The organism is Marinobacter sp. F4218, from assembly GCF_019443085.1.
In the GTDB taxonomy this organism is placed as follows: Bacteria; Pseudomonadota; Gammaproteobacteria; order Pseudomonadales; family Oleiphilaceae; genus Marinobacter; species Marinobacter albus.
The window spans coordinates 606,094-619,186 of sequence record NZ_JAHZIL010000002.1; the positions used below are offsets into that span (position 1 = coordinate 606,094).

Sequence of the window (13,093 nt, forward strand, 5' to 3'; positions counted from 1 at the left end):
TTCTGAAACCGGACACAGTTGGCATTAATTACCCCTGCGTAACATTTCTTAACGCTCCTGCAGGATCCGCAGCATGCGTCGCAGCGGCTCCGCTGCTCCCCACAAGAGCTGGTCACCTACCGTGAACGCGGAGATGTACTCCGGCCCCATGGCCAGCTTCCTGATGCGACCGATAGGCACACTCAGGGTACCGGTGACCTTCGCCGGCGTAAGCTCTTCCATGGTTGCTTCGCGATCATTCGGAATGACCTTCACCCAGTCATTAGCCTTGGCCAGAATCGATTCGATCTCGGCAACGGGCAGGTCCTTCTTCAGCTTGATCGTCAGTGCCTGGCTGTGCGAGCGCATGGCGCCGATGCGCACGCAGATACCGTCGATTGGAATCGGGTTGTCGCTGCGACCAAGGATCTTGTTGGTCTCAACGCCTGCTTTCCATTCTTCCTTGCTCATGCCGTTATCGAGCTGCTTATCGATGAAGGGAATCAGACTACCGGCCAGCGGCACGCCAAAGTGCTCTGTCGGGAAATCACCGCTTCGCATGGTCTCCGTCACCTTACGGTCGATTTCAAGAATGGCGGAAGACGGATCGGCCAACTCGGACTTCACACTGCCATGCAGATCACCCATCTGATTGAGCAATTCCCGCATATTCTGGGCTCCGGAACCGGAAGCAGCCTGATAGGTCATCGGGGAGACCCACTCAATCAGATCCTGCTCGAGCAGGCCACCGAGGGCCAGCATCATCAGGCTTACCGTGCAATTACCACCCACGTAATCTTTCACACCCTTTTCCAGGGCAGAGTCGATAACGTCGCGATTGACCGGGTCCAGGACAATCACTGAGTGATCCACCATGCGCAGAGTCGAGGCGGCATCTATCCAGTAGCCTTGCCAGCCCGCGTCGCGCAGTTTCTGGTAGACCTTGGTGGTGTAATCCCCACCCTGACAGGTCACAACCACGTCGAGGGTTTTCAGGGCATCAATATCGAACGCGTCCTGAAGTGGAGGAACGCCATCCTTACCAACGTCCGGTGCGGGCTTCCCGGTCTGGGAAGTCGAAAAGAATACCGGATCGATATCGGCAAAGTCGTTTTCATCGCGCATGCGCTGCATGAGGACTGAACCTACCATGCCGCGCCAACCTACAAGTCCAACTCGCTTCATGTGCGACCTTTGAACCTCGTTTTATGCCCGCCCGCTGCCTCTATCGCTGGCAGGGACAGGATGGATGATCCCGCGGCAACAGCATGTTGTTACCGTCGGGTCGCAAATTCAGCCGGAACCGGATCAGCGCCTAGAGCGCAGCGAGAACCGCTTCTCCCATCTCCCGGGTAGAAACCTGGGTTCCATCCGGAGACATGATGTCCGCAGTCCGAAGTCCCTGATCCAGTACCGTGCTGACCGCTGCCTCGATAGCCTCTGCGGCTTCCTCTTCACCCAGACTGTACCGCAACATCATGGCTGCACTCAGTATGGTGGCAAGCGGATTGGCTATGCCCTGGCCTGCAATATCAGGCGCCGAACCATGACAGGGCTCGTACATCCCCTGCTTCTCGGAGTTCAGTGACGCAGATGGCAACATGCCAATTGATCCGGTCAGCATAGCCGCTTCGTCAGAGAGAATATCACCAAACATGTTGCCAGTCACAATCACGTCGAATTGCTTGGGCGCCCGGACAAGCTGCATGGCGGCGTTATCGACGTACATATGCGAGAGCTCAACATCCGGATATTCGCGACACAGGTCATTCATGATTTCGCGCCACAGAACAGTCACTTCCAGCACATTTGCCTTATCAACCGAGCAAAGTTTCTTGCCTCTCTGCTGGGCCGCCTCAAACGCCACCCGGCCGATTCGGCGAATCTCGGTTTCTGTGTAGGCGTAGGTGTTGTAGCCCTGCCTTTCACCACTCTCCAGTTCCCTTACACCCCGGGGCTGACCAAAGTAGATACCGCCCGTCAGTTCCCGGACAATCATGATGTTCAGGCCGGAAACCACTTCCGGCTTCAGGGAAGATGCGGAGGCAAGCTGCGGGTACAGGATGGCCGGGCGCAGGTTGGCGAACAGTTCCAGGTTGGAACGCAGGCCCAGCAAACCCTTCTCCGGACGCTGGCTCATGGGCAGACTGTCCCACTTCGGTCCACCTACAGCGCCGAGCAGAATGGCGTCCGCTTTCCGGGCCTTGTCCAGCGTTTCTTCGGGCAAAGGGGTGTCGGCGGCGTCGAGCGCGGCACCACCGACAAGACCAGATTCAAAACTGAGATTCAGCGCAAAACGGTCGTTAACTTTTTGCAGGACCTTCTCTGCCTCTGCGACGATTTCCGGCCCGATGCCATCGCCTGGCAACATCAATACGGTTCTGGACATAATCCTTTCCTGTGTCAGATCACTTCAATTTGTAAAACTCAGTTGCCGGCACCAAACAGCCAGGGAGCTGTCTTGCGGCGTTGTTCTTCATAGGTCCTGATCGCGCCGGCATCCTCGAGCGTCACACCAATGTCGTCAAGGCCATTCAGCAGACAATGCCGACGGAAATCGTCCACATCGAACCCGAAGGACTCACCGCCTGGAGTAGTAACGGTTTTGGCTTCAAGATCGACGGCAAGTTCGTACCCCTCACTTGCTTCCGCCTCCTGAAACAGCTGTTCAACAATTTTTTCATCAAGAACAATGGGTAACAAGCCATTCTTGAAGCAGTTATTATAGAAAATATCGGCGAAACTCGGGGCAATAATCACCCGGAAGCCATAGTCTTCCAACGCCCAGGGGGCATGCTCACGGCTGGATCCACAACCAAAGTTCGCCCGAGCCAGCAGCACGCTCGCGTTCCGATAGCGGTCCTGATTCAGCACAAAGTCAGGGTTCAACGGGCGGCTGGAACAATCCTGATCCGGCTTGCCCTCGTCGAGGTATCGAAGCTCATCAAACAAGTTGGGCCCAAACCCCGTACGCTTGATGGATTTCAGAAACTGCTTGGGGATGATCATGTCCGTGTCCACATTGGAACGGTCCATGGGGGCTACCAGGCCCTGGTGTTGCGTAAATGCTCGCATGGTCTCTCTCCTGTGGATCAGTGGGTCAATTCGCGGACATCGACAAAGTGCCCGGTCACGGCTGCTGCGGCCGCCATCGCCGGACTCACCAGGTGAGTACGACCACCGAAGCCCTGACGCCCCTCGAAGTTGCGGTTGGAGGTCGAGGCACAATGCTCACCCTGCCCCAGTTTGTCGGCATTCATGGCAAGGCACATCGAACAGCCAGGATCGCGCCACTCCAGTCCGGCTTCGATAAAAATCCGGTCGAGTCCTTCCTTCTCTGCCTGGGCCTTCACCAGACCCGAGCCCGGAACCACCATGGCCTGCTTGAGACTCGGTGCTACCCTACGCCCCCTCACCACCGCTGCGGCTTCCCGGAGATCCTCAATCCGACTGTTGGTGCAGGAACCGATGAAAACCCGATCCAGCTGGATTCCGGTAATCGGCATATTTGGCTCCAGCCCCATGTACTTCAGGGCCCGTACAATGCCTTCTCGCTTGATAGGGTCCTGCTCTTTGGCGGGATCCGGCACAAAGCCATCAACGCCGGCGACCATTTCCGGTGAAGTTCCCCAGCTCACCTGCGGCTTTATGTCCGCCGCCTCAAGCTCTATCACTTTATCGAAGACTGCATCGTCATCGCTGTGCAGGGTCCGCCAATACTCGACCGCCGCATCCCATTGGTCGCCTTTGGGTGCAAAAGGTCGCCCGCGAACGTAATCGATGGTGGTATCATCCACCGCAACCATTCCCACCCGGGCACCGGCCTCGATGGCCATGTTGCAGATGGTCATCCGCGCTTCCATGCTCAAGTTCCGAATGGCTTCGCCGCCAAACTCAATGGCATGACCAGTCCCGCCAGCGGTTCCGATTTTGCCGATGATCGCGAGAACCACATCCTTGCCCGTTATGCCCGCTCCGAGTTTGCCATTCACCTTTACCAGCATGTTCTTCATTTTCTGCTGCACAAGGCACTGGGTTGCCAGCACATGCTCAACTTCGGAGGTACCAATGCCGTGGGCGAGGCATCCGAATGCTCCGTGGGTGGAGGTGTGGGAGTCACCACAGACAATAGACATGCCCGGCAGGGTTGCACCCTGCTCCGGCCCGATCACATGGACGATACCCTGACGGGTGTCCTTGATCTTGAATTCGAGGATGCCAAACTCATCGCAGTTCTTATCAAGGGTTTCGACCTGTGTTCGCGAAACCGGATCGACAATGCCATCAATGCCCTTGTCCCGGTCCGTCGTCGGTACGTTGTGATCGGGAGTGGCAATGTTGGCATCGATACGCCACGGTTTTCGTCCCGCCAGACGCAGGCCTTCGAATGCCTGCGGAGAGGTTACTTCGTGCAGCAATTGCCGGTCGATATAGATCAACGCAGAACCATCGTCCCGTTGCTTGACCAGATGATCGTCCCACAATTTGTCGTATAAGGTTTTGCCGGCCATGGTTGCTCTCTCATTATCCCGGGTTTCTGGTTTTGACTTCATATCGGACTATCATACTCCCCATACCAAAATAACCCCAATTCATGTTTTTTATCCTTTGCATTCCTATTTGGCATCTTATAGCGTTTGACATACGGCCAGCACCCCAGAGGATCGACGGCTAACAACATAGCAGGACACGCCATGGAACCGACTGCGCTTCGCGCCTTTCTGACAATTGTTGATCAGGGATCTTTTTCGGAAGCCGCCGAATTACTTCATCTCACGCAACCGGCCATAAGCAAGCGCCTTGCAGCCCTGGAAAGCCAACTGGACGTGAAACTCATCGACCGTAGCCACCGACAGATCCGGCTCACGGATGCCGGCGTCCGACTTCTGCCCCACGCCCGGCGAATTCTTGATGAAATCCACAACGCCCGGATTGCACTCTCGCCGGACAACGAAAAACTTGAAGGGGAACTGGAGATTATTGCCAGCCACCACATCGGGCTCCACCACCTGCCTAACTGGCTTCGAAAGTTCACCAGTCACTACCCGGAGGTAAAACTGAACCTTCAGTTCATGGAATCCGATGCCGCTTACGCTGAGATGCAAAAGCGTAACGCCGAACTCGCCTTTGTCACACTCAGTGACAGTATGGAAAGCCACTTCATGGTATATCAGCACTGGCCAGATCCGATGGCGTTCGTTGTAGGGCCGGAGCACGAGCTTGCCTTGAAAAAATCGGTGTCGCTGGAGGACCTGGCACGTTACCCGGCAATCCTTCCGGACACGACCACCGCCACTTACCGGGCGGTAAGCCGCCTGTTCCTGGAAGCAAACCTGGCGCTACAACAACAGATCCCGACCAACTATCTCGAGACAATCAAAATGATGACCAGCGTCGGGCTCGGATGGAGCGTTCTGCCCATCACCATGCTTGATGAAAGCACGCACAGACTGGCCACGAATTTTTCAGTCTCGAGAGTACTTGGTGCAGTCGGGCTTTCCGGGCGTCAGCTCAGCCTCGCTGCGAGGACACTCCTGGAAATTGTCCGCCAGGAAGAAACAGAATCATGAACCACCGATACAACACGCTTAGGAGATTTCATGGGCTTTGACGATTATCTGCGAATATTGGCCAAACACGATGGCTCGGACCTTTACCTGAGCACCGGCGCTCCGCCCTGCGCGAAATTTCACGGTTCCCTCAAGCCCATTGACCGAACTCCCCTGGCTCCTGGCATCATCAAAGATATTGCCTATTCGGTGATGGACGACGAACAGATTACCGAATTCGAGCAAGAGCTGGAGATGAACCTTGCCTACAGCATTCGCAATGTTGGCCGGTTCCGCATCAACATCTTCCGGCAACGGAATGAAATCTCCATTGTCGCGCGGAACATCGTCGCCGAAATTCCCAATGCAGATGACCTGGGTCTTCCGGCCATCCTGAAAGACGTCGTGATGGCCAAGCGCGGCCTGGTACTTTTTGTCGGTGCGACCGGATCGGGGAAATCAACGTCGCTGGCGGCTCTGATTGACCATCGTAATTCCAACTCGGCCGGGCACATCATCACCATCGAAGATCCGGTGGAATACATCCACCGGCACAAGAAAAGCATTGTTAACCAGCGCGAAGTGGGCGTGGATACCCGGAGCTTCCAGAAAGCCCTCAAAAACACCCTGCGCCAGGCCCCTGACGTCATCCTGATCGGGGAAATCCGTGACCGGGAAACCATGGAACACGCGCTAGCCTTTGCCGAAACGGGGCATTTGTGTATCTCCACACTTCACGCGAATAATGCAAACCAGGCGCTGGACCGCATCATCAACTTCTTCCCGGAAGAACGCCGGTCGCAATTGTTGATGGATCTCGCCATGAATCTACGGGCCTTTGTCTCCCAACGGCTGGTACCCACCATCGACAAAAAACGATGCGCAGCCATCGAGATTCTGCTGGGAACTCCAACCATCAGCGAACTGATCCTTCGGGGAGAAATCGAGGGCATCAAGGAGATCATGGAAAAATCCGCAAACCTTGGTATGCAGACCTTCGATCTTGCACTCTTCAATCTCTGGAAGGATCGCAAGATTTCGGAAGACGAAGCACTCAAGAATGCCGACTCCGCCAATAACCTTCGCCTGAAGATCAAGCTGCACGGACAGGAAGGGAACGAAAGCCCATCGGCGGCATCATCCGGAGGGCCGAGCGGCAGCGGGCTGTCGCTTCAGATCGAGGACGACGAGGACGAATCAGCGGAGTAACGAGACTCAGTCACTGCTCGGTTGGCGGGGGCCTCAGCCCTCGCCAAGTGACGGCAATGGCCACCAGCATGGCACCGGCACCACCCCAGAAAGCCGCCGACGTGTCGAAGCCCTCTACCAGAAAACCAGACAGCCAGGCACCCAACGCGCCGCCCGCCCCGAAGGTGAGCCCGCTGTAGAGTGCCTGTCCCTGACCATGGTGGTGGCGACCGAAGAATCCCTGAATGTACTGGACCGATATGGCGTGGAGCGCTCCATAGGATGCCGCATGCAGACACTGTGCAAACACCAGCACCGCGACCACGTCGGTTACCTCAGCAATCAGCACCCACCGGATCATCGTCAGCGTTAAAGCACCCAGGGCAATCTGTCGAACGCTGAATCTTCGGGACAGTCGATGCATGATCAGGAAAAGGGCTATTTCGGCGATGACACCAAGTGACCAGAGCAAGCCGATCGAAAGTTTGCCGTAGCCGTGTTGCTCCAGATGAATACTGAAAAACGTGTAGTAGGCGCCGTGGGACACTTGAAGCAGGAAATTCATCAAGAAGAAGGTGACAACGGCTGGGTGCGTCACGATCTTTTTCAGGCTTCCTTTTGGAGCCGCTGATTTCGGCTCTCCAACCTCTGAAGGCACTAGGAATGCCGAGACAGCAATACCGGCAAACACCGGCAACAAGAGCCAGGGCAGGGTCTGAACCGGAACAAACTCGAGGACGCCCCCCACTAGCCCGACCGCAAAAATAAATCCGACAGACCCCCACAGTCTGACCTTACCGTACTTTTCCTTGCGCGCTCCCAGCGTTCGGAGCGTGATGACCTCGTAGAGCGGAAGAATGGCGTTCCAGAAGAAGGTAAATGCCAGCATAACCAGCAAAAGGCCATAAAACCCCGGCTCCAGAAACACGCCAGCGAAGAAAAGGGACCCGGTAATAGCGCCAAACCGAACCAGTCGCACGCGCTGTCCGGTCCGGTCGCCGAGCCAGCCCCAGACACTGGGTGCGATTATCTTGGTCAGCTGTATCGTCGCCATCAACGTGGCGATCTGAAGGTAGGAGAAGCCCTGCCCCTCTAAATAGAGGGACCAATAGGGTAACAGCCCTCCGAGGAGGGCAAAGAACCAGAAGTAGAGATTGGAAAGTCGCCAGTAGATACTCTACTCTCCAACGCAGTGGCTAGCCGTGAATCAGAGCTGGCCTATCACGGGGGTGGACACGGAAACGTCCGCATTCTGTCCGCGATGACGCAGGTAATGGTCCATCAGCACGATGGCCATCATGGCTTCCGCAATGGGCGTGGCCCGGATGCCAACACAGGGATCGTGGCGCCCGGTGGTAATGATCTCCGCGGGGTTTCCGTGGACGTCGATACCCCGTCCCGGCAAACGCAGACTGGAGGTCGGTTTCAGGGCGATGCTCGCGAGGATCGGCTGCCCGGAAGAGATGCCGCCCAATACACCACCGGCATTGTTGGAAAGAAAGCCCTCGGGCGTCATCTCATCCCGATGCTCCGTTCCTTTCTGTTCCACACTGTCAAACCCTGCACCAATTTCAACGCCCTTGACCGCGTTGATGCTCATGAGGGCGTGAGCAAGGTCAGCATCGAGGCGATCAAACACGGGCTCGCCAAACCCTGGCGGCACTCCCTCGGCGACAACATTAATGCGGGCGCCGATGGAATCACCCTCTTTACGCAAGGCATCCATGTAGGATTCCATTTCCGCGACCTTGTCTGCATCAGGACAGAAGAAGGGGTTCTGATGGACCTGCGCCCAATCCAGCTTCTCAACCTTGATCGGCCCGAGCTGGGACAGATAGCCACGGATGACGATGCCGAGTCTCTGTTCCAGGAATTTCCGTGCCACCGCACCCGCGGCAACGCGCATCGCCGTTTCCCGGGCAGACGAACGTCCACCGCCGCGGTAGTCACGAACGCCATACTTGTGCATGTAGGTGTAATCGGCGTGAGCCGGCCGGAACTGCTCTGCAATCTTGGAATAATCTTTCGAACGCTGATCGGTGTTCTCAATCAACAGACCGATTGGGGTACCTGTCGTCTTGCCCTCGAACACACCGGAGAGTATCCGCACTTCGTCGGCTTCCCGGCGCTGGGTCGTGTGTCTGGACGTTCCCGGTTTACGTCGATCCAGATCACGCTGCATATCGGCTTCCGAAAGCTCCAGCCCCGGCGGGCAGCCATCTATGATGCAGCCGAGCGCGGCGCCGTGGCTTTCACCAAACGTGGTGACAGTAAACAACTTTCCGAAGGTATTTCCCGACATGATTCAGTACTTTATCCAGTTAATATAAGAAATCTGTTTAAGCTCAGCTCTGCCATTCCTGCAGCGTTTCCGCCGTTACCAGGAATACGCCACTACCGCCATTCTCAAATTCCAGCCAAGTCAGCGGCAGATCAGGATAGGCTTCGTCCATAGCGACCCAACTGTTGCCCACTTCGACGATCAGCAACCCTCCGGGCGAAAGGTGATCCAGAGCCTGGGCAACAATTCGATGCGCGATGTCCAGCCCATCTGCCCCCGCTGCAAGGCCGAGCTCGGGCTCATGGCGGTATTCCTGCGGCATATCCGCAAGATCTTCCGCGTCCACATAGGGGGGATTACTCAGAATAACATCGTACTGGCCGTCAATGTTGCTGAAGACATCGGACTGGATCGTTCGAACCCGGTCCCGCAGGCCATGGAAATCAATGTTGGACTCAGCGACCGCCAGGGCGTCGTCTGATATGTCCGCCAACTCGACCTCGGCCTCACCGAACACACTGGCCGCTCCGATTCCAATACACCCACTGCCCGTACACAGATCCAGAATGCGGTGCACGGGCTTGTCACCCAACCAGGGCTGCAGACCGTTCTCGAGCAACTCGCCGATCGGCGACCGTGGAACGAGGACACGTTCGTCAACATGAAATGGCATGCCCATGAACCAGGCCTCGCCCAGCAAATAGGCCAGCGGAATTCGTTCGCTGATCCGCCGTTCAATGCGCTCGTGAATCAGTTGGCGTTCTTCCCGCACCAACCGGGCATCCAGGAACAGTGTATTGTTCTCTAATGGCAGGTTAAGGCTGCGCATAACCAGTTGGACGGCCTCATCCCAGACATTATCCGTACCATGACCAAAGTACAGCCCGGAAGCCGCAAACTGCGAAGACGCGTACCGCAGGTAGTCGCGGACGGTATAAAGATCATCAATGTGGCTGGTCACAGAGTTCAATCCTGTACTGGAAATGGTCAGCGCGGGATTATACGCCCTTTGGCTACCGTCCTGCAGCCTCTGCAACATCACGCCGGGGAATGGGAGTTAAATCGCCAAAGGTCCGCTACTGTTTCTGTTCGCCTCGAAACGGTCCAGTGCAGCCGACATGCGTTCACGACCCAATTGAATCAGCTCGGGCGCTTTGTGGTAGTCGTAGCTACGGCAGGCATTTTTGGGCACGTTGACCAGCAAGTCCGGGGGATACCCGGCGATCTTGTACTGCACCAGGGCACTCTGCATGGTCTCAACCGTCAGGTTCATCACATCGAACTTGCCGATACCGAGCTTGTCCCAGTCGATGGTCTCGTGTTCTTCCTGAGCCTTTTTATCGGAAGGCTTCGTGTCTTTTTGCTTATCATCATCCTTCTTGTGCATCTCCCTTGAGATCTTTTCCTCCGGGGTCTCGCCGCTGTCGGGTTTCCGGGCGGCGAAAGACTTGAGCGTGTCCCAGTCAAACCATCGGGAAGCCTTCTCTCGAATCGTATCAACCCACTCATCCATTTCGGACTCCTCGCCCTCCTGATTGAAGGCCGCATCCGGTACCCTTTGGCGACGCTCATCCTCCCCGCTGAGATTTACCGCAACGATGATGTCAGCGTGGGACGAAATGGTGGGGATGATCGGAAGCGGATTGAGCAAGGCGCCATCTACCAGGACGCGACCGTTCAGCACCAGGGGCGTTACCACACTCGGTATAGCCACGGAGGCGCGAATGGCCTGATCCAGCGGTCCTTCCTGGAACCAGATCTCCTTGTGCGCAAGCAGATCCGTCGCCACAGCGGTATAGGCAATCGGCAGATCTTCAATTCGGGTATCACCCAGCATTTCCCGAACTACCGAGAATATCTTCTCGCCGCGGATCGCGCCCACCGAGTTGAAGGTGACGTCCAGAAGCTTCAGAACATCAAACTGGCCCAGACCAGTCACCCAATCCTTGTAGTCCTGCATTTTTCCCGTAGCGAACATGCCGCCAATCAATGCGCCCATCGAGCACCCTGAAATCGCCACAATGTCGTAGCCCCGCTCAACGAGGACTTCTATCGCGCCAATATGGGCGTAGCCCCGGGCACCGCCGCTTCCAAGAGTCAGCGCAACCGTCTTGCGCTGGCCGGCGGTCCGGGTCTGCCTTGGTGACCCCTTGGAGGTGGGCCGGGCCACATCGGCACTTTTCAGGACCTTGGAAGCCTTATCCTCCGTTCCCGATTCTACCATTTTTTCAGTCTTGGGACCTTTGCCATCCCTGGATTTACTCATGGGAGTTACCTCGTGATGACCGTCACTTCCACCCGATCACCCTGGCGGTCCGGATCATCCAGGGGAACACTCGGGCCCACAATGATGAGCTTCTGCTGCTCCGACGATACGCCGGTTTTCGCCAACACTTCAGACAGCGATTTGGTTGCCTCCGAAGCCCGCGCCATGGCATCTTCGAAGCTCTCGTCCGTGCCCAGCGCGGAAAAACCGGAAAGAACCACGAGGGCGCCCTCGTCACCCGACCACTCGGAAATCTTGCGACGATCAGTTGCGGACCAGTCAAACCGATAGGTTATGCCCCCCGTCCAGGGCACAATCACGGGCCCGCGAATACGGCTGTCAACGCTGCCCAAGCCTGGCACCCTGGCCCCCGAAGCCACCGCAAGATGTTCAATCCAGACGTATTCTCTCAGGTTACCCCGTGTGACTGTGTAGATGAGGGTTAACCAGCGACTGCCATCACTCGCCGTCGTCCCGGCAACTAGGTAATCCTGGGTGGCATCTCGTCCATACAGCTCTCTTTGATCAAAAATCTGATTGGCCCAGACATTACTGCGTCCACAGGAAAGGCCCGTGCAGTCAAAAAGAATCTGGGCGCCCCGGTCCTGCAAAAGCCGGAGATAGTGCTCCCGCGCCTTATCCCGACCGGAATCCCGGGCAATTTCGTAAAGCCGGCCCTCGCCGGCGACCGGGAGTCTGGCCATGGTTTCCGATCGGATCTGGTTATTCACTTCCCGCACAGGACTGAACAGAACCAGGTGCCCGGGCGACTCTATGGCTGTTGTGGTCTCAAGCGTCGATTGGGGAAAGGGTTCGGGCATTTCCGCGGGGCTGGCGGCAGCCGCCAGCCCGGGCAAAAAGCCAGAGAGAAAGGCAATGCAATGGACAAAACGATTGTTCGGCAAGGAGCTACTCATCTTCAAGAAAGTTTCGGATTGCCTCGGCAACTGGCCGGGTGTCGCCATCCAGATGACAATGATGCCCGCCCGGAACGTTGGCAATGTCGAGGGAGGCGATTACTTCACGACGCTCATCGAGCCCCTTCCTGAAGGCAAGCAGGCCTTTCTCCGCACGGACAAAGAGTGTCGGTGTAACAATCGCCTTTAACGACGCTATAACCTGATCCTCGCTCATCATAAGGGGCGAAGGGTGCCTCAGTCTTGGATCGGTCCGCCAGACGAAACCGTCTCCCTCGGGCTTCATATTGCGTGGAATAAGGGTAAGCGCTGCCTCGGGACTGAGCGGGCTCAAACCGCCCTCCCTGGCTTTGGCGGCGGATTGAATATCCGGATAGACGGTCTGGCGCCCGGACCCCGCGAGCCGCTTCTTGATGGCGCGCCTGAGCTGGGGCACCGTTTCTTCAACGGGCCGGCTGATCGCGCCCAGGCTGTCAATCATGACCAGTTTACGGACGTTCTCTGGAAAGGCAGCGGCATAAAGCGCACAGACGATTCCGCCAAGGGAGTGCCCGACAAGATCCACCTGGGTTTCGCCCGTGCCGGAGAAATGCCCGTCTACGACTTCCGCGAGATCGGCGACGTAATCCATAAGCAGGTAGCTCTGGCCCTCTGGCCGATGGCCAGACTGACCATGCCCTGCCATATCAATAGCATGCACATTCGCCAAGTCAGTCAACTCGGGGGCGAGCTTGATAAAGGACAGGCTGTTGTCCAGCCACCCGTGGAGCATGAGCACCGTTTTTGGTTCGGTCGCGCGCGTTCTGGCGGGCCAGGTCAATCCGGCGAGGGACAAGCTTCTGAGGCGCCATTTGGACTCCCGAAACCCTGCGGCACTCTTGATGGCTTCCGACGACATGGCGATATCATTCAT

The 13,093-nt window shown here is 56.8% G+C and carries 12 protein-coding genes; 2 read left to right on the plus strand and 10 right to left on the minus strand.

Annotated elements, in window-relative coordinates:
- Positions 1-48: 48 nt before the first annotated feature.
- The 4 genes from asd to leuC form a co-directional block, all read right to left on the minus strand.
- Positions 49-1,164: an aspartate-semialdehyde dehydrogenase gene (gene asd, locus K0B93_RS03215; protein ID WP_219865800.1), complete on the minus strand. Its 1,116-nt coding sequence runs from the start codon at positions 1,162-1,164 to the stop codon at positions 49-51.
- A 130-nt stretch (positions 1,165-1,294) separates the two neighbouring features.
- Complete coding sequence (gene leuB / locus K0B93_RS03220; RefSeq protein WP_219865801.1) at positions 1,295-2,368, minus strand: 3-isopropylmalate dehydrogenase; 1,074 nt, start codon at positions 2,366-2,368, stop codon at positions 1,295-1,297.
- Positions 2,369-2,406: 38 nt separating this feature from the next.
- Positions 2,407-3,054 (minus strand): 3-isopropylmalate dehydratase small subunit, encoded by a 648-nt coding sequence (gene leuD, locus K0B93_RS03225; protein ID WP_219865802.1) that lies wholly within the window; start codon positions 3,052-3,054, stop codon positions 2,407-2,409.
- Between the two features lie 17 nt (positions 3,055-3,071).
- Complete coding sequence (gene leuC / locus K0B93_RS03230) at positions 3,072-4,490, minus strand: 3-isopropylmalate dehydratase large subunit (protein WP_219865953.1); 1,419 nt, start codon at positions 4,488-4,490, stop codon at positions 3,072-3,074.
- A 183-nt stretch (positions 4,491-4,673) separates the two neighbouring features.
- On the opposite strand from leuC, the gene K0B93_RS03235 reads away from it, so the two are divergent.
- On the plus strand, positions 4,674-5,549 hold the full coding sequence (locus tag K0B93_RS03235; protein WP_219865803.1) for a LysR family transcriptional regulator: 876 nt from the start codon (positions 4,674-4,676) through the stop codon (positions 5,547-5,549).
- A 30-nt stretch (positions 5,550-5,579) separates the two neighbouring features.
- On the plus strand, positions 5,580-6,737 hold the full coding sequence (locus K0B93_RS03240; protein WP_219865804.1) for a PilT/PilU family type 4a pilus ATPase: 1,158 nt from the start codon (positions 5,580-5,582) through the stop codon (positions 6,735-6,737).
- A gap of 10 nt (positions 6,738-6,747) precedes the next feature.
- Here K0B93_RS03240 and K0B93_RS03245 read toward each other — a convergent pair whose 3' ends face one another.
- The 6 genes from K0B93_RS03245 to K0B93_RS03270 form a co-directional block, all read right to left on the minus strand.
- The gene (locus K0B93_RS03245) at positions 6,748-7,890 is read right to left on the minus strand and encodes an MFS transporter (protein WP_219865954.1); all 1,143 of its coding nucleotides are present in this window, start codon (positions 7,888-7,890) and stop codon (positions 6,748-6,750) included.
- Between the two features lie 33 nt (positions 7,891-7,923).
- Positions 7,924-9,018 (minus strand): chorismate synthase, encoded by a 1,095-nt coding sequence (gene aroC / locus K0B93_RS03250; RefSeq protein WP_219865805.1) that lies wholly within the window; start codon positions 9,016-9,018, stop codon positions 7,924-7,926.
- 43 nt (positions 9,019-9,061) lie between these two features.
- Positions 9,062-9,958 carry a 50S ribosomal protein L3 N(5)-glutamine methyltransferase gene (gene prmB, locus K0B93_RS03255; RefSeq protein ID WP_219865806.1) on the minus strand — a complete coding sequence of 299 codons (897 nt, stop codon included), beginning with the start codon at positions 9,956-9,958 and terminating at the stop codon, positions 9,062-9,064.
- Between the two features lie 96 nt (positions 9,959-10,054).
- Complete coding sequence (locus tag K0B93_RS03260) at positions 10,055-11,263, minus strand: patatin-like phospholipase family protein (RefSeq protein ID WP_219865807.1); 1,209 nt, start codon at positions 11,261-11,263, stop codon at positions 10,055-10,057.
- Positions 11,264-11,268: 5 nt separating this feature from the next.
- The gene (locus tag K0B93_RS03265; RefSeq protein ID WP_228743194.1) at positions 11,269-12,168 is read right to left on the minus strand and encodes a DUF4892 domain-containing protein; all 900 of its coding nucleotides are present in this window, start codon (positions 12,166-12,168) and stop codon (positions 11,269-11,271) included.
- A 4-nt stretch (positions 12,169-12,172) separates the two neighbouring features.
- The gene (locus K0B93_RS03270) at positions 12,173-13,093 is read right to left on the minus strand and encodes an alpha/beta fold hydrolase (RefSeq protein WP_219865809.1); all 921 of its coding nucleotides are present in this window, start codon (positions 13,091-13,093) and stop codon (positions 12,173-12,175) included.

What these genes read in the sequence shown, in the direction of transcription:
- K0B93_RS03270 (WP_219865809.1), bottom strand. Translation starts at nt 13,093, where the DNA reads ATGAATGATATCGCCATGTCGTCGGAAGCCATCAAGAGTGCCGCAGGG.
- leuD (WP_219865802.1), bottom strand. Translation starts at nt 3,054, where the DNA reads ATGCGAGCATTTACGCAACACCAGGGCCTGGTAGCCCCCATGGACCGT.
- K0B93_RS03235 (WP_219865803.1), top strand. Translation starts at nt 4,674, where the DNA reads ATGGAACCGACTGCGCTTCGCGCCTTTCTGACAATTGTTGATCAGGGA.
- asd (WP_219865800.1), bottom strand. Translation starts at nt 1,164, where the DNA reads ATGAAGCGAGTTGGACTTGTAGGTTGGCGCGGCATGGTAGGTTCAGTC.
- leuC (WP_219865953.1), bottom strand. Translation starts at nt 4,490, where the DNA reads ATGGCCGGCAAAACCTTATACGACAAATTGTGGGACGATCATCTGGTC.
- aroC (WP_219865805.1), bottom strand. Translation starts at nt 9,018, where the DNA reads ATGTCGGGAAATACCTTCGGAAAGTTGTTTACTGTCACCACGTTTGGT.
- leuB (WP_219865801.1), bottom strand. Translation starts at nt 2,368, where the DNA reads ATGTCCAGAACCGTATTGATGTTGCCAGGCGATGGCATCGGGCCGGAA.
- K0B93_RS03240 (WP_219865804.1), top strand. Translation starts at nt 5,580, where the DNA reads ATGGGCTTTGACGATTATCTGCGAATATTGGCCAAACACGATGGCTCG.
- K0B93_RS03260 (WP_219865807.1), bottom strand. Translation starts at nt 11,263, where the DNA reads ATGAGTAAATCCAGGGATGGCAAAGGTCCCAAGACTGAAAAAATGGTA.